This is a genomic window from Streptomyces sp. NBC_00104 (assembly GCF_045160825.1).
GTDB lineage: Bacteria > Actinomycetota > Actinomycetes > Streptomycetales > Streptomycetaceae > Streptomyces.
In genome coordinates, this window is record NZ_CP108215.1 from 7,673,688 (window position 1) to 7,693,681 (window position 19,994).

The 19,994-nt window shown below is 69.1% G+C and carries 17 protein-coding genes; 7 read left to right on the forward strand and 10 right to left on the reverse strand.

Annotated elements, in window-relative coordinates; genetic code table 11:
• Nucleotides 1-173 precede the first annotated feature (173 nt).
• The 3 genes from OG272_RS33880 (at nt 174) to OG272_RS33890 (ending at nt 2,970) form a co-directional block, all read left to right on the forward strand.
• On the forward strand, nt 174-809 hold the full coding sequence (locus OG272_RS33880; RefSeq protein ID WP_327727771.1) for a DUF6230 family protein: 636 nt from the start codon (nt 174-176) through the stop codon (nt 807-809).
• Nucleotides 810-977: 168 nt separating this feature from the next.
• Nucleotides 978-1,601 carry a DUF6114 domain-containing protein gene (locus OG272_RS33885; protein ID WP_326577310.1) on the forward strand — a complete coding sequence of 208 codons (624 nt, stop codon included), beginning with the start codon at nt 978-980 and terminating at the stop codon, nt 1,599-1,601.
• The gene (locus OG272_RS33890) at nt 1,591-2,970 is read left to right on the forward strand and encodes a hypothetical protein (RefSeq protein WP_405895424.1); all 1,380 of its coding nucleotides are present in this window, start codon (nt 1,591-1,593) and stop codon (nt 2,968-2,970) included. Before OG272_RS33885 ends, OG272_RS33890 begins: the two co-directional genes overlap by 11 nt.
• 121 nt (nt 2,971-3,091) lie before the next feature.
• On the opposite strand, the gene pyk is transcribed toward OG272_RS33890, so the two are convergent.
• The 3 genes from pyk to pta all read right to left on the reverse strand — a co-directional run bounded on the left by pyk (nt 3,092) and on the right by pta (nt 8,084).
• Nucleotides 3,092-4,522 (reverse strand): pyruvate kinase, encoded by a 1,431-nt coding sequence (gene pyk, locus OG272_RS33895; RefSeq protein WP_326577306.1) that lies wholly within the window; start codon nt 4,520-4,522, stop codon nt 3,092-3,094.
• 191 nt (nt 4,523-4,713) lie between these two features.
• Entirely contained in the window at nt 4,714-5,925 is a 1,212-nt protein-coding gene (locus OG272_RS33900; RefSeq protein ID WP_326577304.1) for an acetate kinase, read from the reverse strand.
• Between the two features lie 32 nt (nt 5,926-5,957).
• Nucleotides 5,958-8,084: a phosphate acetyltransferase gene (pta, locus tag OG272_RS33905; RefSeq protein WP_405895425.1), complete on the reverse strand. Its 2,127-nt coding sequence runs from the start codon at nt 8,082-8,084 to the stop codon at nt 5,958-5,960.
• Nucleotides 8,085-8,423: 339 nt separating this feature from the next.
• Between pta and OG272_RS33910 the strand changes: the two genes are divergently transcribed.
• A complete protein-coding gene (locus OG272_RS33910; protein ID WP_326577301.1) occupies nt 8,424-9,449 on the forward strand; it encodes an ATP-dependent 6-phosphofructokinase in 1,026 nt (341 codons plus the stop codon).
• Between the two features lie 31 nt (nt 9,450-9,480).
• On the opposite strand, the gene OG272_RS33915 is transcribed toward OG272_RS33910, so the two are convergent.
• Entirely contained in the window at nt 9,481-10,347 is an 867-nt protein-coding gene (locus OG272_RS33915; RefSeq protein WP_327727767.1) for a helix-turn-helix transcriptional regulator, read from the reverse strand.
• A 134-nt stretch (nt 10,348-10,481) separates the two neighbouring features.
• Here OG272_RS33915 and OG272_RS33920 point away from each other — a divergent pair, with 134 nt between their 5' ends.
• Nucleotides 10,482-10,946 carry a PPOX class F420-dependent oxidoreductase gene (locus tag OG272_RS33920; protein ID WP_405895426.1) on the forward strand — a complete coding sequence of 155 codons (465 nt, stop codon included), beginning with the start codon at nt 10,482-10,484 and terminating at the stop codon, nt 10,944-10,946.
• Here the strand turns inward: OG272_RS33920 and OG272_RS33925 are convergent.
• Both OG272_RS33925 and OG272_RS33930 read right to left on the reverse strand, forming a co-directional pair.
• Nucleotides 10,943-11,134, reverse strand: a complete 192-nt coding sequence (locus OG272_RS33925; RefSeq protein WP_405895427.1) for a hypothetical protein — start codon at nt 11,132-11,134, stop codon at nt 10,943-10,945. The two genes, OG272_RS33920 and OG272_RS33925, sit on opposite strands and share 4 nt — an antisense overlap.
• Nucleotides 11,135-11,150: 16 nt before the next feature.
• Nucleotides 11,151-12,017, reverse strand: a complete 867-nt coding sequence (locus tag OG272_RS33930; RefSeq protein WP_405895428.1) for a helix-turn-helix domain-containing protein — start codon at nt 12,015-12,017, stop codon at nt 11,151-11,153.
• A 207-nt stretch (nt 12,018-12,224) separates the two neighbouring features.
• Between OG272_RS33930 and OG272_RS33935 the strand changes: the two genes are divergently transcribed.
• Nucleotides 12,225-12,734 (forward strand): ATP-binding protein, encoded by a 510-nt coding sequence (locus OG272_RS33935; protein WP_405895429.1) that lies wholly within the window; start codon nt 12,225-12,227, stop codon nt 12,732-12,734.
• Here OG272_RS33935 and OG272_RS33940 read toward each other — a convergent pair.
• Nucleotides 12,726-14,876 carry a tetratricopeptide repeat protein gene (locus tag OG272_RS33940; RefSeq protein ID WP_405895430.1) on the reverse strand — a complete coding sequence of 717 codons (2,151 nt, stop codon included), beginning with the start codon at nt 14,874-14,876 and terminating at the stop codon, nt 12,726-12,728. The two genes, OG272_RS33935 and OG272_RS33940, sit on opposite strands and share 9 nt — an antisense overlap.
• A complete protein-coding gene (locus tag OG272_RS33945; protein ID WP_405895431.1) occupies nt 14,782-15,657 on the reverse strand; it encodes a 5'-methylthioadenosine/S-adenosylhomocysteine nucleosidase in 876 nt (291 codons plus the stop codon). The genes OG272_RS33940 and OG272_RS33945 overlap by 95 nt, the downstream gene beginning before the upstream one ends.
• 173 nt (nt 15,658-15,830) lie before the next feature.
• On the opposite strand from OG272_RS33945, the gene OG272_RS33950 reads away from it, so the two are divergent.
• A complete protein-coding gene (locus OG272_RS33950) occupies nt 15,831-18,317 on the forward strand; it encodes a tetratricopeptide repeat protein (protein WP_405895432.1) in 2,487 nt (828 codons plus the stop codon).
• On the opposite strand, the gene OG272_RS33955 is transcribed toward OG272_RS33950, so the two are convergent.
• Entirely contained in the window at nt 18,230-19,084 is an 855-nt protein-coding gene (locus OG272_RS33955) for a carbohydrate ABC transporter permease (protein WP_405895433.1), read from the reverse strand. The two genes, OG272_RS33950 and OG272_RS33955, sit on opposite strands and share 88 nt — an antisense overlap.
• Nucleotides 19,085-19,089: 5 nt before the next feature.
• Nucleotides 19,090-19,992 carry a carbohydrate ABC transporter permease gene (locus OG272_RS33960; RefSeq protein ID WP_405895434.1) on the reverse strand — a complete coding sequence of 301 codons (903 nt, stop codon included), beginning with the start codon at nt 19,990-19,992 and terminating at the stop codon, nt 19,090-19,092.
• Between the last annotated feature and the right edge of the window lie 2 nt (nt 19,993-19,994).

The window sequence follows — 19,994 nt, forward strand, 5'->3', positions numbered from 1 at the left end:
GACCAGTGGTTGTCGCTCGGGGGTGATCGCCGGTGATTCGGACGCTTTTCGCGCCACCGAGCTCAGGCGCTCTCCTTCCCGAGGACGTAGCACTTCTCCCATCCCTGTCCGGCTGAGCCGCCGCCAAGGGGCGAACCGGTGTACAGGAGATGTACGTCCGAGAAGGAGGAAATATGGAGTCCCAGGTGCGTGGCGGGACCAGATGGAAGCGGTTCGCTGTGGTCATGGTGCCCAGCGTCGCCGCTACAGCAGCGATAGGTGTGGCCCTGGCACAGGGTGCTCTCGCAGCGTCGTTCAGTGTGTCGGGCCAGTCGTTCAAGGTGACGGCTGACCAGCTCGACGGTACGGGCTTCTCGCAGTACGGAGCGCTCGACGAGGGTTACACCCTCAAGGGCGAGAAGACGGTTCACCCCGTCGCCGTTTCGGCGTTCAGGTCCGCGTCGATCACCAACATGTGCCAGTCGGTCGTCACCCCGGGTGTCCCGTTCCTGGGTAGCGTCAGCCTCAAGCTGACGGCCGGTACCGGTGGCAAGAAGGTCGAGGCCGAGAACCTCTACATCGACGTCGAGGACCTCTCGGCCGATGCCGTCTTCCGCGGCATCGACATCGGTGTGGCGGCGAAGGACGCCAAAAAGGGTCCTGGCATGAAGGGTGGCTCGGAGCAGGCCAACCCCTACGGGTTCGCCCAGCAGGCCGACTCGGCCACGCTGACCGACGTGAAGCAGACGGCGTGGGCGACCACTGCCGGAACCTTCAAGCTGAGCAACCTGAAGATGTCGCTCCACAAGGGCACCGTGGAGTGCTACTAGGCACTCCCTGGGCGGGTGAGGGGGCCTGTGCTTCTTCGCCCGCCCGTCCTTCCCGCCGTGCGCGCGACCGCCGCGCACGCGCACTCCGTACGTGAATTCCGTACGCGCGCCTCGTACGTGTCGTACGTGAACTTGTCACAGCAACACCGTTCCAGGGAGCTGTTGTCCATGAGCGCCGAGCCAACGGGGCAGAACGAAGACTATCTCCGCGTCCTCCGGCGGCGCTTCAGCGACTGGAGGGGCAGCCGTCCCTTCTGGGCAGGCCTGTTGGTCCTGCTCAGCGGCTTCCCGATCATGTACTTCCCGTACGCGAATCTGCAGCTCGGTCACCTCACGCTCGCCATGGCGACGACGGGCGGCTCGGGCTCCCTCATCATCGGCGTGCTGCTGGTGGTGCTCGGGGTCAGCCTGTGGTTCCAGCGGCATGTACGCACCTTCGCCGGTACGGCGGCGATCCTCCTGGCGCTCGTGTCCATCCCCGTCTCCAACCTCGGAGGCTTCGGCTTCGGCTTCCTGCTCGCGCTGATCGGCGGTGCGCTGGCCATCGCCTGGGCGCCCGGTGGCGACGAGGCGGCGGTGCCGTCCACGTACAGGACCCCGGCACGGTCCCGGGCTCCCGAGGACACGACAGCCCAGAACACGGCACAGCAAGGTGCGGTCCCCCTGCACAAGGGCGACGCCCCGGAGCCCGCGGCAGCGGGCTCGATGAGCGGGGCGGCGAACGGCGAGGGCGACGACCTGTCAGGTACCACCCCCACGAACGGGACGAACGGGAGGCACAGTGCCGGCTGACGAGGTGACCCACGGGACTTCGGTGGGAGAGTCCCGTGCGAGATCCGGACCGCGGCACGCGGCGCCCAAGAAGCCCCTTCTCACCCGGCTGAACATGCCGGCGGGCAAGGCGATAGCCCTGGCGGCCATGCCCACGGCGGTCCTCATGGGCATGGGCTTCACACCCACCACCACCCTCGCCCGCGCCGAGGACCCGGCGAAGCTGAGTCTGACGGCCGACGAGTACAAGGACTGCGTGGAGGCGCTGGAGGGCGCCGAGGAGGGCACCGACACGTCCGCCTCGCCGACCCCGACGCCGTCCGCCTCCGCGTCGGAGAGCGCCGACTCCCCGGACGACGAGCCCAAGGACGAGGACACGTCCTCCGACGACGGCTCCTCGGACGACTCCGGTTCCGACGACTCCGCCTCCGGCGACTCGTCCTCGGACGACTCCTCTTCGTCGGATTCAGGTTCCGACGACAAGGAGACGGCCGGCGACTCCACGTCGACCGACACCGCCGACACGTCCGCCGGCGACGCCTCGGCCACACCGTCGGAGGCCGCCTCCGAGAGTGGGAGCGGCAACGTCCTGGAGGACATCGGCAACGCGATCGAGGACGTGTTCACGCCGGACGACGAGGAGACGGAGAGCACCACGCCGTCCGCGTCCACCAGCCCGTCCCCCTCGCCCTCGGCCTCGGAGGACGCCTCCGGCTCGGACGAGGACGAGGACACGGGCTCGGACTCCTCCAAGGACGCGCAGGACACCGCCGACGACGCCACCGACAAGGTCGAGGACACCGCGAAGGACGTCACCGACACCGCCGGGGACACCAAGGACACCGCCGAGGACACCGCGGACGACGCGACCTCGACGCCGAGCCCGTCGCCGAGCGAGAGCACGGACACGGAAGGCTGTCCGGTCGCCACGGACGACGAGAGCGGCGTGGAGAAGGGCATCCCGGCGCTGCCCGACGACCCCTGGTACCTCAACGCCAGTTCGCTGCTGCTGAAGGGCGCCGACTACCAGGGCATCGTCAAGGTGAAGACCGCCGACGGCACGGTCAAGGAGGTGCTGAAGTACGTCATCTCCGACGGCACCGACATCGGCGACCTCCACCAGACGGTCGACGACAAGCAGGCCGGCGTGACCTACCACGTGCAGGCCGGCAAGGGCACGACGTCCACGATCCGCGACGGCAAGACGGTCATGTACACCGAGAGCATCTCCGGCAACCTGCTCGGTCTGATCCCGGTGACCTTCGACCCGAAGCACCCGCCGCCGCTGAACATCCCGCTGATCTACTTCACCAAGGTGAAGGTCGTCCAGGCGGGACAGTTCGGCGGGACGCTCACCGTGCCGGGGCTGCACCAGTACACCACCGACTGAGCAGCCGCCACGGCCGGCCGAGCGCCGTACAGGACCCTTCCGGGAGCCGCAACACACCGAGGGCGCCCCCTGTTCCAGGGGGCGCCCTCGGCGTTGTCCTACGGCACCTGCCGCGACGGCGTCAGTCGCGGGCGCCGCCGCCCAGGTGGTGCACCCGGACCATGTTCGTGGTGCCCGGGACGCCGGGGGGCGAGCCGGCGGTGATGACCGCGATGTCGCCCTCACTGAAACGGTTGAGCTTGATCATCTCGTGGTCCACCAGGTCGACCATCTCGTCGGTGCTGTTCACGAACGGCACGACGTGCGACTCGACACCCCAGCTGAGCGCCAGCTGGTTACGGGTGGACTCGTCGGTGGTGTACGCGATGATCGGCTGGGAGGCGCGATAGCGGGACAGCCGGCGGGCGGTGTCACCGGACTGCGTGAAGGCCACCAGGGCCCGGCCGCCGAGGAAGTCGGCGATCTCGCAGGCGGCACGGGCGATCGAACCACCCTGCGTACGCGGCTTCTTGCCCGGCACGAGCGGCTGCAGACCCTTGGAGAGGAGCTCCTGCTCGGCCGCCGAGACGATCTTCGACATCGTCCGGACCGTCTCCAGCGGGTACGCGCCCACGCTGGACTCCGCCGACAGCATGACCGCGTCCGCGCCGTCCAGGATCGCGTTGGCGACGTCGGACGCCTCGGCGCGCGTGGGGCGGGAGTTGGTGATCATCGACTCCATCATCTGGGTCGCCACGATCACCGGCTTGGCGTTGCGGCGGCACAGCTCGATGAGCCGCTTCTGCACCATGGGGACCTTCTCGAGCGGGTACTCGACGGCCAGGTCGCCACGGGCGACCATCACGCCGTCGAACGCCATCACGACGTCGTCCATGTTCTCGACGGCCTGCGGCTTCTCCACCTTGGCGATGACGGGGACCCGGCGGCCCACCTCGTCCATCACCTTGTGGACGTCCCGCACGTCGCTCGCGTCCCGCACGAAGGACAGCGCCACCAGGTCGCAGCCCATCCGCAGGGCGAACCGCAGGTCCTCGACGTCCTTCTCGGACAGCGCGGGCACGTTGACGGCCGCGCCGGGCAGGTTGATGCCCTTGTGGTCGGAGATGACACCGCCCTCGATGACCTCGGTCCGCACGCGCGGGCCGTCGACCTCGATGACCTTCAGCTCGACGTTGCCGTCGTTGATGAGGACCTGGTCGCCGGGGGAGACGTCACCGGGCAGCCCCTTGTACGTCGTACCGCAGATCTGCTTGTCGCCCGGCACGTCCTCGGCGGTGATGGTGAACTCGTCACCGCGGACCAGCTCCACCGGACCCTCGGCGAAGGTCTCCAGACGGATCTTCGGGCCCTGCAGGTCGGCGAGGACACCGATGGCCACGCCGGTCTCGGCGGCGGCGGCCCGGACCCGGTCGTAGCGGCCCTGGTGCTCGGCGTGGCTGCCGTGGCTGAAATTGAAACGGGCCACGTTCATGCCGGCCTCGATGAGGGCGACCAGTTGCTCGTGGGAGTCGACCGCGGGGCCGAGAGTACAGACGATTTTCGAACGGCGCATGGGGCGATCCTATCGGTTTGTTTCGCTACGGAATATTCCGTCTGATGGAATGTACAAATGGGCGGCTATGCGCTCAGTCGTGTTACCCGCGTGTATTGCTCAGCTGTTCTGTTCTTTGCTCAGTTGTCCTTGCTCGGTTGTCTTCGCTCGACCGTCTTGCTCAGTTGTTCTTTTCGAAGCTCATATGTGGCTCAGTCGTTCTTTCCGACCAGCGCGTACGTCTGCGCCGCGATCTCCAGTTCCTCGTCCGTCGGCACCACCGCGACCGCGACCCGCGCGCCGGCCGGAGAGATCAGCCGCGGCTCACCGCTCCGTACGGCGTTCAGCTCGCCGTCGACCGCGAGGCCCAGCCCCTCCAGGCCCGCCACGGCCGCCGCCCGCACGGGCGCCGCGTTCTCGCCGACACCGGCCGTGAACGCGACCGCGTCCACCCGGCCGAGCACCGCGTAGTAGGCGCCGATGTACTTCTTCAGCCGGTGAATGTAGATGTCGAAGGCCAGCTGCGCCCGCTCGTCGCCCTCGTCGATCCGGCGGCGAATTTCCCGCATGTCGTTGTCGCCGCACAGCCCGATCAGACCGCTCTTCTTGTTGAGGAGAGTGTCGATCTCGTCCGTGGACATTCCGCCAACACGCATCAAATGAAAGATGACGGCCGGGTCCATGTCTCCGGACCGCGTACCCATCACGAGCCCCTCCAAAGGCGTCAGCCCCATGGAGGTGTCCACGCACCGGCCGCCCTCGACCGCCGAGGCGGACGCCCCGTTGCCGAGGTGCAGCACGATGACGTTCACCTCGGACGGGTCCTTGCCCAGCAGTTCGGCCGTGGCCCGGGAGACGTACGCGTGCGAGGTGCCGTGGAAGCCGTAGCGCCGGATGCGGTGCGCGTCGGCCGTCTCGACGTCGATGGCGTAGCGGGCGGCGGACTCCGGCATCGTCGTGTGGAACGCGGTGTCGAAGACGGCGACCTGGGGGAGATCGGGCCGCAGCGCGCGGGCGGTCCGGATGCCGGTCAGGTTGGCCGGGTTGTGCAGCGGCGCGACCGGGATCAGGCGCTCGATCTCGGCGAGCACGGTCTCGTCGACGACGGTCGGGTGCGTGAAGCTCTGCCCGCCGTGCACGACGCGGTGCCCGATCGCGGCCAGCTCGGGGGAGTCGAGGCCGAGCCCGTCCTTGGCCAGCTCCTCGGCGACGGCCTTCAGAGCGGCCTCGTGGTCGGCGATCGGCCCGGTGCGCTCGCGGGAGGCGCCCCCGTCGGTGAGCGGGGTGTGCTTCAGCCGGGAGTTCTCCTCGCCGATCCGTTCGACCAGCCCCACGGCCAGCCGGCCGCTGTCGCGCATGTCGAGCAACTGGTACTTCACCGAGGAGGAGCCGGAGTTGAGGACGAGGACGCGGGTGGCGGTCACGGTGGTCGGGTGCCTTCTGTCGTCGGAGGGGGTCACTGGGCGGCGGGTGTGGCGGGTGCGGCGGGTGTGCCGGCGGGGGACGCGGGAGTCTGGGCCTGGATCGCCGTGATGGCGACCGTGGTGACGATGTCCTGGACGAGCGCGCCCCGGGACAGGTCGTTGACCGGCTTGCGCAGCCCCTGCAGGACCGGCCCGACCGCGAGCGCGCCGGCCGACCGCTGCACGGCCTTGTAGGTGTTGTTGCCGGTGTTGAGGTCCGGGAAGATCAACACCGTTGCCTGGCCCGCGACTTCGGAGTCCGGCAGCTTGGTCGCCGCGACACTCGGCTCGACGGCGGCGTCGTACTGGATCGGCCCCTCGATCAGCAGGTCGGGCCGCCGGGAGCGCACGATCTCGGTGGCCTCCCGCACCTTGTCGACGTCGGCGCCCGAGCCGGACGTCCCCGTGGAGTACGACAGCATCGCGATCCTCGGCTCGACCCCGAACCGCCGTGCGGTGGCGGCGGACTGGACGGCGATGTCGGCGAGCTGCCGGGCGTTCGGGTCCGGGTTGACCGCGCAGTCGCCGTAGACCAGCACCTTGTCGGCGAGGCACATGAAGAAGACGGACGAGACGATGTCGGCGTCCGGCTTGGTCTTGATGATCTCGAAGGCGGGCCGGATGGTGGCGGCGGTGGAGTGCACCGACCCCGACACCATGCCGTCGGCGAGCCCCTCCTGGACCATGAGCGTGCCGAAGTAGTTCACATCGGACACGACGTCGTACGCCAGCTCGACGCTGACGTTCTTGTGGGCGCGGAACTGGGCGTACTTCTCGGCGAAGGAGTCCCGCCACTCGGAGGTCGCCGGGTCCACCAGCATGCTGTCCCCGAGGTCGATGCCCAGGTCGGCGGCCTTCTTGCGGATCTGTTCGACGGGCCCGAGCAGGGTGAGGTCGCAGACCCCGCGCCGCAGCAACACCTCGGCCGCATGCAGGACGCGCTCCTCGGTGCCCTCGGGGAGGACGACACGGCGCTTGTCGGCACGGGCCTGTTCGAGGAGCGTGTGCTCGAACATCATCGGCGTGACGCGGTCGCTGCTCGGCGCGGAGACCCGGCCGCGCAGCTCGGCGGTGTCGACGTACCGCTCGAAGAGCCCGAGCGCCATCTCCGCCTTGCGCGGTGTCACCGCGCTCAACTTCCCCTCCATGGAGAAGAGTTCGGAGGCGGTGAGGAAGGAGCCGGTCTCGACGGCGACGACCGGCGTGCCGGGGGCGAGGCGGGCGGCCAGGGTGAGGACTTCGTCGCTGGGCCGCTCGTCGAGGGTGAGGAGAACACCGGCGATGGGCGGGGTCCCGGCGCTGTGGGCGGCGAGGGCGCCGACGACGAGGTCCGCGCGGTCGCCGGGGGTGACGACCAGACAGCCCGGGGTCAGGGCGTTGAGGAAGTTCGGCAGCATGGCCCCGCCGAAGACGAAGTTCAGCGCGTCGCGCGCGAGCCCCGAGTCGTCGCCGAGGAGGACCTTGCCGCCGAGGGCGTGGGTGATCTGGGCGACGGTGGGCGCGGAGAGCGCGGGCTCGTCGGGGACGACGTAACAGGGCACGGGGAGAGGCAGCCGGGAGTCACCGAGCCGCTCGGCTATCTCGGTGCGGTCGGCGGGCGTGACGCGATTGACGACCATGGCGAGGACGTCACAGCCGAGGCCGTCGTACGCGCGATAGGCGTTGTGCGTCTCGGCGGCCACGGACTCGGCGGTCTGCTTCCGCCCGCCGACCACGGAGATGACGGAGGCGCCGAACTCGTTGGCGAGCCGGGCGTTGAGGGAGAGCTCGTCAGGGAACTGCGTGTCGGCGAAGTCCGTACCCAGGACGAGGACGACGTCGTAGTCGCGGGCGACGCCGTGGAACCGCTCGACGAGTGTGGAGACGAGTTCGTCCGTGCCGTGCTCGGCCTGGAGCGTGGACGCCTCGTGGTAGTCCATGCCGTACACGGTCGCAGGGTCCTGGGTGAGCCGATAGCGGGCGCGCAGCAGGTCGAAGAGCCGGTCCGGTCCGTGGTGCAGCAGCGGCCGGAACACCCCCACCCGGTCGACCTGGCGGGTCAGGAGCTCCATGACCCCCAGCTCGACGACCTGGCGGCCGTCGCCGCGGTCGATACCGGTCACGTACACGCTGCGCGTCACGTGTGCTCTCCGTTTCATGTGGGACGTGTAGGACGTGTGGTTCGGTAGGTGGGTTTCGGTAGGTGGGTTTCGGTAGGTGGGTTCAGTAGGTGGTTTCGGTAGGTGGGAACGAAAATCACCGTCGTGGTGGACGGAAACCCTCTTGACAATACCTCTGACCATGGATAAGGCGCCCATCAGCTTGGCGGTGGCGGCGGGCGGACGGTGGCCGTGCGGTGGGGGAGCCGTGGACGGGGGTGGACGGGCGCGGCGCCCCCCTGGCGGCCGTGAAACAATCGGACTGGCTCATAAGTAACAACACCGATCAGGACGATCAGGACGAGCAGGAGACACAGCACGATGCGTATCGGAGTTCTCACCGCAGGCGGCGACTGTCCGGGCCTGAACGCAGTGATCCGGTCGGTCGTGCACCGAGCGGTCGCCCAGTACGGCGACGAGGTCATCGGCTTCGAGGACGGCTACGCCGGCCTCCTCGACGGCCGCTACCGCACCCTCGACCTGGACTCCGTCAGCGGCATCCTGGCCCGCGGCGGCACCATCCTCGGCTCCTCGCGCCTCCAGCGTGACCGGCTCCGCGAGGCCTGCGAGAACGCGCAGGACATGGCGCACCAGTTCGGTATCGACGTGCTGATCCCGATCGGCGGCGAGGGCACGCTGACGGCGGCGCGGATGCTGTCGGACGCGGGCCTGCCCGTGGTCGGCGTCCCGAAGACCATCGACAACGACATCTCGTCCACGGACCGGACGTTCGGCTTCGACACGGCGGTCGGGGTCGCCACGGAGGCGATGGACCGCCTGAAGACGACCGCCGAGTCCCATCAGCGGGTGATGGTGGTCGAGGTCATGGGCCGGCACGCGGGCTGGATCGCGCTGGAGTCGGGCATGGCGGCGGGCGCGCACGGCATCTGCCTGCCCGAGCGCGCGTTCGACCCGGCCAGCCTGGTGAAGATGGTCGAGGAGCGGTTCGCCCGCGGCAAGAAGTTCGCGGTCATCTGTGTCGCCGAGGGCGCCCACCCGGCCGAGGGCTCGATGGACTACGGCCACGGCGAGATCGACCAGTTCGGCCACGAGCGCTTCCAGGGCATCGGCGCGGCCCTGGCGTACGAGCTGGAGCGGCGCCTCGGCAAGGAGGCCAAGCCGGTCATTCTCGGTCACATCCAGCGGGGCGGCACCCCGACCGCGTACGACAGGGTGCTCGCCACGCGCTTCGGCTGGCACGCGGTCGAGGCCGCGCACCGGGCCGACTTCGGCCGGATGACCGCGCTGCGCGGCACCGAGGTGGTGATGGTGCCGCTGGCGGAGGCGGTGACCGAGCTGAAGACGGTGCCGAAGGATCGGATGGACGAGGCGGAGTCGGTGTTCTAGGTCGTTCCGCCTGCGGTGCGGCGGGCGCGGGTCAGTAGGCGGCCGTGCGCTGGACCAGTGACCAGAAGTGGTCGACGATCCGGTCCAGGTAGTCGCGGCCGGTGTCGCCCGAGTCGGTCGCGGCGGTGCCGTTGGCCCAGGTGAGGGTGGCGGCCACCAGGCCCTGGTAGTCGGCGTGCATCTCCTGGAGGACGTCCTCCAGGAGATGCCGGTCGAGGTGCCGATCGAGGTGCCGCTCGGGGTGGCGACCCAGGTGACGGTCGGGATGCCGGTCGAGATGCCGTTCCAGGGACAGCAGCTTGACGGTCGGTCGCACGTAGGCCTTCCAGCGCGTGGTCACCGCGCTGCGGAGCAGATCAGTCAGCTTCGCCTCGCGTCCCGTGACGGTGATCAGGTCGGGCAGTGAGAGGTCGAGCACGTCGGCGAGGGCGGCTGACTGTCGATCGGTACCGCGCCACTCCTCGGTCTCCTCCATGCCGAGGTAGGCGGAGAGTTCGAGGCCGACCGCACGGGCGATGTCCTCGGCGGCGATCCCTTGGGCCATGCGGTGCTCGCGCAAGGTCCTGGGTGTGCCGGTGAGTTCATTCGTGGAGCACCACAACACGCCCGCTAGCGCGGTGAGTTCGGGGTTGGTGGGTGCGACGGCGCCGTGTTCCCAGGCGGCGACCATGTCCGGGGTGACGTACGGGAGCCCGTACGAGGAGCGCATCCCGTAGGCGACGTGCTCGGGGCCCATGCCGAGGGCGATACGGAGTTGCCGGGCGGCGGGGGCGTTGAAGGGCGGGGTGGGGGCGGGGGGTTGAGGGTCCGAGTACGGGCCCGGGTCCGCGTAGGGGGCCGGGTGCGGTTGCGGGTACGGGTGCTGGGGCTGCCGTTCGTGGGCTGAGCGTCGGTGCACGCGCACAACGTAGGGGTGCGCGGCTGCGGTGACTACGCGCTGTTCGGCCACAATCACGGATTGTGGGAATCTACGGTTTGTGGGGGTGGTGGGCTCCGAGTGATCGGAGTGGCTTGCTGGGTATGGGTGGCCGTATGACGAAGCTGGACGGACACATACGCGAGCGCCTACTGGCTCCGAACTTCTGGCACTTGGCGACGGTCGGGCCGGACGGGGCGCCTCAGGTGTCACCCATGTGGGTGGACATCGAGGGGGAGGGCGAGGGTGCCTCCCGGGTCGAGTACGTGATGGTGAACACGTCGGTCGGCCGGGTGAAGGAGGAGAACCTGCGCCGCAACCCGCTCGTGTCCTTGTCCCATCACGACCCCGAGAACCCGTACGACCGGGCCGAGATCCGGGGGCGGGTAGCGCGGTTCGTGGAGGGCGAGGAAGCGGACCGCGCCATGGACCGGCTCACCCGGAAGTACATCGGGGAGGAGCGGTATCCGTGGCTGCTGCCCGGGGAACGCCGCCTGATGATCCTGATCGAGCCGGTGCGGGTGCGGTGGGTGGTGGGGGTGGAGCCGTTCCGGCCCGGGGTGTTGCCGGAGGGTGGCTAGAGCAGGTGGTCGGCCTTGCCCGTCTTGATGTCGCGGATGAGGGTGCGGAGCGCTTCGCGGGTGTCGGTGAGGTAGGTGTCCTCTTGGCCGGCGATGGCTATGTAGGCGTTGCCGGTGGGGTCGGTGCCTATGCGGAAGCAGTTGTTGCCCTCGCCGCAGAAGGGTTCTTCCCAGGTGATGTCGGCCACGGTGTTTCCTCTCGGGTCAGAGTCGGCGGGCAATGGAGTGAATGAGGTCGCGTGAGTCGATTGGGCTGAGCGTGTGGGTGTGCCACCACTCCATGTGGGCCCGGTACTTGGCGAGCTGTGCTTCGGAATGAGCGAACTCACCGCCGTGCGCGGAGTCCAGTTGCACGGTGTCGAGCTTTGGCACGGCACCGTCGGCGTAGAGGACGGCGTGCCCCGCGCCGGGGAAGGCGCCGGTCTCGGCGGACAGGATCCGTACGTCGATGCCGTCCCGCTCGGAGGACTCGCACAGGTGAAGGAGTTGCTCACGCATGGCGCGGCGCCCGCCGAACTGCATGCGCAGGGCCCATTCGTGGATGTACGCGATGTACTCCGGCGGCTCGGGGTGCTCGCGGTCGAGCAGCTGTTGCCGCCGCAGGCGCTGCGTGACGCGGAGTTCGACCTCTGACTTCGGCAGGGCGGGGAGAACGGCGGTGAAGATGGAGCGGGCGTACTCGCCGAGCTGGAGCAGTCCCGGGATGTGCACGGTCTGATAGCTCCGCAGCCGCGTGGCGAACCACTCCATTTCGGCGATATCCAGGAAGCCGCTTCGGAGTTGACTCCGGTATGCCTCCCACCAGCCCTTCTCGCGGTTCGCGGCGCTCGCGGCCATGGCGGCCAGCGCGTCCACGTACTCCGCGTCGGCGCAGCCGTAGTTGCTCGCGAGGGTGCGCACGCGGTCGGGGCTGATGCCTGAGCGGCCGGACTCCATGTTGGGCACGTTGGTTCGGGGAACGCCCAGCAGTTTGGCCGCGTGCTCGGCCGTCATCCCGGCCGCCGTGCGCATCCTGCGCAATTCCGTGCCCAGCCGCCGCTGACGCTCTGTCGGTGTGCTTCTTGGCGGCATGTGTTCCCTCGTGTCCGGATGGTCGACGGGCTCAGTGTGCCGTCGTGGCGGGTGGTTGGTCCACCGAGGTTGCGTTGAGAGTAGTACGTGTACTCCTTGATTGCGGTACGGTCGGTGACGAGCCGCTCACGGTACGGGTTGCTTCCCGCTACCGGTGTGCGGTGCTGTCGTCTGCCCCAAATCCCCCTGTGCGATAGGGAGCTCCCCATGCGCGAACAGCTTGCCGTCCTGAAGTGCCCCGTCTTCGGGGAGGCGCCGCAGCCCGTGGCCTCGGTGCATCCGGAGGACCTGGACTACCGGCTCACCATGCCGCTGGGGCCGTTGAGCCCCAGGATCGCGCGGGACTCGACGCGGGCCGTGCTGTCGGCGTACGGGATGTTCGGCATGGTGGATGCAGCGGTTCAGGTGGTCGGTGAACTCGTTGCGTGTGCCTGGCAGTTCACGCCGGATGAGGTGGCGTACGTGTCGCTTCGGTACCGGGACGGGGGCCTGGAGATCGTCCTGTACGACGGGCATCGGCGGCACGGGCATCCGCGACTGGTGGCGGCTTGCGATGCGCGGAGGCGGGCCGCGTTGCGGGTGTTGGGGTGCGTGGTGCGGGCGTGTGAGGGGGAGTGGGGGTTCGGGGAGGCGCGGGAGCCTGGGGGTGGGACTCGGATGTGGGTGGTGCTGCCGGGGTGGGGGGCTTTGGGGTTTGGGGAGGGTGGATCACGCTAGGTCCTCGGCCCAGGCACGGGCTTGGGCGGCTTCCCCGGGGGCGTTGCCTTGGGTGTAGGCGTCGGCGGCCTGCAGCCAGTGGGCATGGGCTTCGGCAGGGCGGTGCGCTTTCAGGTGGGCGACGGCAAGGTTGTGCAGGGTCTGACCTGCCCAATACCAGTTCTCGAACTCACGGTAGATCTCCAGGGCTCTGCCGTGTGCCTCGACCCCTTCCTCCGGCCGGACCGCCTGCCCAAAGGCGATGCCGAGGCCATTCCATGTGTTGGCCTCGCTGTGGCGGTCCCCGATGGCCCGGAACAGGTCCAGGGCGTGGGCGAGGGCGTCAATCGCCTTCTCCGCCTGGTCCACCCTCAGCAAGGCGCCGCCGAGGTTGATCCACGCTATGGCCTCGCCCCGACGGTTTCCGGTGGCCCGACATCGGTCGCCGGCGCGGGTGTGGGCGTTGATCGCCTCTTCTGCCCGGCCCGCCTCCCTGAGGGCAATGCCGAGGTTGTTCCACGCATCGGCCTCGCGGTGGTGGTCCCCGGCGACCTGGTAGAGCTCGCGGGCGCGGGTGTGGGCGTCGATCGCCTCTTCTGCCAGACCGGCCCCGCCCAGGGCATTGCCGAGGTTGTTGCACGCCACGGCCTCGCTGATGATGTTCCCGGCACGGTTGGCGGCCTCGCGCGCGGCCCGGCAGACCGTGATCAAGTCGTCGAAGTAGCGCCGCCAGGCTAGGTATTCCGCCAAGTTCCCGGCCAGTCCAACCGCCGAGGCCGTGAACCGCTCTTCCCTGGCCCACGACACCGCTGCCACCAACCCTGCCCGCTCTCCGTCAAACCACCCCAACGCCTCCCCACGATCAGGGAAGCGCTCCGGCACCGGCGCCCCCGGCAACCACCGCAACCGGGCATCCGCCACACCCGCGCACCGTCGGTAGTAACCCAGCACTCGCTCCCGCCCGGCCTCCCCCTCCTCCCGCAACCTCGCATCCCCCGCCGCCACACCCACCCCGAACACCCGCACCAGGTCATGCAACCGCCACCGCAGCCCTGCCTCGCCCCGGACCGGCGTGACCAGATACGCGGCGGCCAAACTCTCGAGCAGGGACAAGGCGGTCTCCTCGTCCAGGGTCGTCAGCGCTGCCACCGCCTCCGTCCCGGTATCCGCGCCCGGCGCCAGGCACAGCAGCCGCAGCAACCGGGCCTGGTCGTCCGACAGGCGGCGGTAGGAGGTCTCCAACACCGGCCGCAGCACCAGCGAGCGGCCGTACAGGTCGGTCCCGGGACTGCCGTTGTCGAGCGCGATCGTCGGATCCTCGGCCTCGCGGATCTCATCGACCAGCGACGCGATGCCCCGATGACGGCGTCGACGTAGCATCGCAGCGGCGATCTGGAGAGCCAGGGGCAAGTGACCGCAAAGGGCGGCGAGTTCGCGTAGGGCATCGGGTTCACAGGACGGCCGGTCGTCGCGTTCGTCGGCGTCGTGCAGCGCGTGGGTGATGAGCGTGGCGGACTCGTCCGGGTCGAGTGTTTCGAGGTCGATGACGCGTACGGGGAGGGCGTCCGGGCGATCTCGGGACGTGATCAACACCCGGTGGTGGTCCGTGCCGGGGAGTAGGGGGAGGTACTGGGACGGGTCCGAGGCGTTGTCCAGGATCAGCAGCGTGCGGTCTCGCCGCTCGGTGAGGAGCGTGCGGTAGGCGTCGTACTGGCGTGCTGTCGTCGGCGGCAGATCCGCGCCCCGTACTCCCATCGCGTCCAGCAGTGCCAGGACGCCCTGGTCAGCTGTCGCCGGGTTGTCGTCGTAGCCGCGCAGGTCGACGAAGAGGAAGCCGCCGGGGAACCAGCCCTTCGCCCGTGCCCGGTGCGCCGCCTCCACCGCGAGGGCCGTCTTGCCGATGCCGCCCATGCCGGTGACGGCCGAGATGAGGAGTGGGGTGCCCTCGTCCGAGGTGGGGGCGAGGCGGGGAAGCAGGCGGTTCAGTTCCGCCGTGCGGCCGGTGAAGCCGGGAGGGCGGGGTGGGAGGGTGGTGGTCGCGACCGGGACCGGGCCGTGGACCGTGCCTCTATGGCTGGTGTCCGATCTGTTTGCCGATGACGGGTCCGTAGAAGGTGCCGCCTCGCAGGTCGATGTGGTCGCCTCCGTGCGAGGCTCCGCCATCGTCGCTGCGGCGATGGGGGCCCTCCTCGGTGTCGGAGGAGCCGTTGCGGCCCCCGCGCGGCCGGTGCTTCCGTAGCGTCGCCACCGCCACCGAGGCCGCCTGCGCAGCCGCCCGCTCCTGTGAGCCCGTCGCGTCGTCCTCGTGCTTGGCGGCGTCGGCGTGGTCGCTGATGCCCCGGAGCACGAGGGCGTGCAACTGGCCGTTCAGGTGGGCGGCCTGGAGCGCGCCCGCGCCCTCCATCTCGATCGCCGCGGCGTCGTTGTAATGCTCGCGTAGATGCTGGGCGATCGCCGACTCGGCATCGGCCAGCACGACGTCACCCGAGGCGATCGGCTTGAAGTGCGCCCGTACGCCGGCTATGTCCCGCACCGCGGAACGTGCCGCGTTCACCAGCGCGTTCGAGACCGGCCAGGCCTCGGGACGGACCTGGAAGCCGTTCTCTGTCTGCTTGCCGCCGTGGATGCCGTACACCTTCGTGCCGACCACGACGTCCCCGATGCCGATGTCGGCCTTGAGGCTGCCCGCGACACCGACGAACAGCACCGCCTCGGGCTTCAGCCACTCGATGATCTGTGTCGTGAGCGTGGCGGCCGTCCTGGTGCCCTCGCCCAGTTCGGCCAGGGCGACATACCAATCGGTACCGGTCAGCCTGCCCCGCTCGACCCGGGTTCCGTCGGGGTGGACGAGCTCCTCCCGGTCCTCCTCGATGTACGGGCGCATGGCGGCGTACTCCAGCGCGAGCGCGGTCAGGACGACGACGGTGGGGTGAGTCTGCGGCACCTCTTCAAGATACTGCCAAGTGGTCGGCTCGAAGCGGGTGTTGACTGGTCGGGATGTCGGGGGAGAGCGGCCGGGCGGGATCGGGTGGTGCACACGAGACCGGTACCGGCTCGCCCCTGACCCCGTACCGTTGACGCACTGCTGACGCTGGACACCGGGGACGGAACGGGCACATGAAAGCGGCGTTGCTGACCGCCCTGGCCGAGGGCGCGTGCGGGGATGAGGGGCGCCGGGCGGTGGAGTCGCTGGCGCGGGCGATTGGGCTGGACGCGGGGACGTCGGTCGCGGAAGTCGTCGAGGTGGCACAGGACCCGGCACGGCGGGATGTCGTACGGGAATGGGGCGCGCGGCTGGTCGACCTGCTCGCCGCGGATCCGACGGTCGCGGGTGCCGTGGCGGCGGCCATGGAACGGCACACGCCGGGCAGCGGGACGGCCTGGTACGGCGGGGACCACTCCGACTTCAGGGGCGGGGTCTTCCTGCGCGAGGCGATCGGCGTCCAGGTGGTGATCCAGCTCGGCGGGGCCGCCGCCTCGCCGGAGGCCATGGCCTCACTGCCGACGAGGCCCGGCGGGTTCACCGGGCGGGACGAGGAGACGTCCGCGTTGCTGCGTGCGCTCGACGGCTCGACGGCCGTCCTCGTCAGCGCCGTGTCCGGGCTCGGCGGCATCGGGAAGACCGCGCTCGCCGTGGAGACCGCGCACCTGGCGTGCGAGGAGGGGCGGTTCCCCGGCGGGGTGCTCTTCGTCGACCTGCATGGGTACGACGAGGAGCCGGTCACCGCTGATCAGGCGCTGCAGTCGCTCTTGCGGGCACTTGGGATTCCGCCGGAGCAGATCCCGGCCAAGGCGGACGACCGGGCGGTCCTCTATCGCTCGGTGCTCGCGGAGAGGGGGAGAGAGCGAGGGTCGGTGCTGGTACTGGCCGACAACGCGTCGTCACCGGACCAGGTACGGCCGCTCCTGCCCGGCGACCCCCGGCATCGGGTGCTGGTCACCTCTCGTGACCGCCTCACCCAACTCGGCGCCCGGCTCGTGCCGTTGGACCAGCTCACGCCGGAGCATGCTCGGGGGCTGCTCGACCTCGCCCTACGGACCGCCGAACCCGAGGACAGCCGCGTCAGCGACGACGTCGACGCGGCCGGGCGACTCGCCGCCCTCTGCGGACACCTGCCGCTCGCACTCCAGATCGCGGCCGCGCTGCTGGTCGAGGACCGGGGCATGCCGGTCGCGGAACTTGTCGACGAGCTTGCGGCATCGGGTGACCGGCTCGCACAGCTTGACGACGGGGAGCGTAGAGTCCGCGCCGCCTTCGACCTGTCCTACCGGCGGCTGCCGCCCGAGCAGGCGCGGCTGCTTCGGCTGTTGGCTCTCGCGCCAGGGGCTGAGGTGAGTGACGAGATCGCCGCTGCGCTGGTCGGTGCGGAAGCGCCCCCGCTGCTGGACCTCAGGGAGCTGGCTCGTGCGCACCTTGTTGAGCGGGGAAGCGAGCGTGGGCGGTGGCGGATACACGATCTGGTGCGCGTGTACGGGGCGAGTGAGGTGCATGGGGATCCGAGGCGGTGGGAGGAGGGAGAGGAAGCCCGAAACCGCCTGCTGCAGTTCTACTGCCGCTGGGCGGGTGCGGCGGACGGGCGGCTGCGCTGGTTGCCGGGGAAGGCCGAGCCGGAGCGGTTCGTCACCCGAGGGGAGGCGTTGCAGTGGTTCGACGATGAGCGTGCGGGGCTGGTGGCTACCGTGTTGTGGGCACCGGAGGAGCGGTTCGCGGATGCGGCTGTGCTGTTGGCGACGTGCTTGAGTGAATATCTGGGATGGCGTCGGTACTTCGACGACGGGATCACCGTCGCGCGTGCTGCGCGGGAGGCCGCGCACCGCTCCGGTGACAGCCTTGCAGAGGCCATGGCATGGAACAGTCTTGGCCTCGCCCTGAGTCAGGGGGGTCGAGTGGACGAGGCCGTCGACGCGTACATGAGCGCACACGACTTGTTTCATTGCGTCGGCGACCACGAAGGTGAGGCCAATGTGTGGAACAACCTCGGCAACGCCCTCATGGGGGTGGGCCGAGCGGAGGAAGCGGTCGGTGCGCTCACCCGGGCCCGTGACTTGTACCAGGAGATTGGGGACCGTTGCCGGCAGGCCGATGCTTGGACCGGTCTCGGCAGCGCTCTGGATCAGACGGGTCGGGTAGAGGAGGCGATCAACGCCCATACCAGCGCTTGTGACCTGCACCAAGTGGGCGGGTGCCGCCACAGTGAGGGTGCGGCCTGGCACAACCTGGGTCTCGCCCTGCAGCATGCGGGTCAACTGGCACAGGCGATCGAGGCGTACGACAGGGCTTTGGACATTCACCGCGTCTTCGAGGACTGGTTCAGGTTGGGCCAGACCCTCAGCAACTTGTCCCTCGTTCACGAATACAGCGACCGTCTCGCCGAGGCCCGTACCTATCGTCTTCAGGCCGCCGACGCTTTCACCCGAGGCAACGCCCCCACCGAAGCCGCCCAAGCCCGCACCCGAGCCGCAGAACTGGAAGACCCCTCCCCCTCCCCCTCCCACCCCCTCCCCCTCCCACCCCCTCACCCCTTGACCGCCCCACCCAGCGCAAACCCCCCACCCAACCGCCGAGCCACCCCCACATACAACAAAATCACCGGCGTCGAATAAATAACCGAGAACGCCGCCAACTGCCCATAAACCACCGTTCCCCGATTCCCGAAGAACTCATTGATGCTCACCGCCGCCGGCATCTGTTCCGGTGTGAGCAGCAGCATGAACGGGACGAAGAAATTGCCCCACATCATCACGAACGAGAAGACGGTCACCACCGCGACGCCCGGCCCCATCAGCGGCAGCACCACCCGCATCAGCGACTGAAGTGACGACGCGCCGTCCGTCCACGCCGCCTCTTCCAGCTCCTTCGGAACTCCGTCCATGAAGTTCTTCATCAGCCAGATCGCGAACGGCAGTTGGGACGCGGCGAAGAAGAAGATCGTGCCCTGCAAGGTGTCGATCAGGTTCACCTGGACGAACAACGCGTACACCGGCACCATGATCGCCGTGATCGGCAGGCTCGTCGCGAAGAGGATCGTGAGGAGGAAAGGCCGGTTCAGGCGGGACCGGAACCTCGACAGCGGATACGCCGCCAGCGCCGCGCACACCACCGTCAACGCCGTTCCCCCGCCGCACAGCAGCAGGCTGTTGAGCAGCGGCGTGAAGGTGATCTCCGGGGTCAGGACCGCGTCGAAGTTGTCCAGGGTCACGCCGTCCGGGCGTTTCACCGTCAGGTTCGCCTGCGGGTCCACGGACGAGAGGACCACCCAGGCCAGCGGGAGGACGAAGGTCGCGGCCACGACGAGGAGGCCGAAGTCCGCGGCCAGGCGGTGGCGGATCGTCCGGCGGGAGGCGGGCGTTCGGGTCTTCAGGTCTGTCACGACACTCACACCTCAGTTCGCAACAGCCGCAGGTAGACCGCAGAGAACAACGACCCCACCACCAGCAGCAACAGCGCCACCGCCGTGCCGTAGCCGATCATGCTTTTCTGGAACGCCTCCTCGTACATGAACAAGGGGAGGGTTTGGCTCTTTCCGCCCGGGCCGCCTCGCGTCATCACCCAGATCAGGCCGAAGACGGACAGCGTCTGGAGCGTGATGAGCATGAGATTCGTGCCGATCGAGCGGCGGATCATCGGCAGCGTGATGTGCCACATACGGCGCCAGCCGCCCGCGCCGTCCACCTCCGCCGCTTCCGTGATCTCCTTCGGGATTTCGTTCAGGGCCGCCGAATAGACCAGCATCGAGAACGCCGTTCCCCGCCAGACATTCGCGAACGACACCGCCAGGATCGGAAGCGTGTACAGCCAGTTCTGGGTGGGGAGATGGAGCCATTCCAGGACGGCGTTCAGCGTGCCTTCTCGGCGGAAGAAGGCGTACAGGAGGAATCCCGCCACCACCTCCGGAAGTACCCACGCTGTGACGACGATTCCTCCCACCAGCGTGCGAACCGGTTTGGACGCGCGTTGCATCAAGGCCGCCAGTGCCAGGCCCAGCGTGTTCTGGCCGAGCAGGGCCGATACGACCGTGAAGACCAGGGTCAGCCAGACCGCGTTGAGAAAGGCCTCGTCCCCGAATGCCGTGCGGAAGTTCTCGAAGCCGATGAAGGAGTCCTCGGCCTGGCCGGTGAGTTGGAGGTCGGTGAAGGCGATGTAGGCGCAGTAGGCGATCGGGCCTGCCAGGAAGAGGAGCAGGAGGACGGTGGCGGGGGTGAGGGGGAGGACTCGGGTGGCGGTGCGCAGTGCCGGGTGGGGCACCGGCCCGGACGTAGCCCTTGTCTGCCCCTTCATAC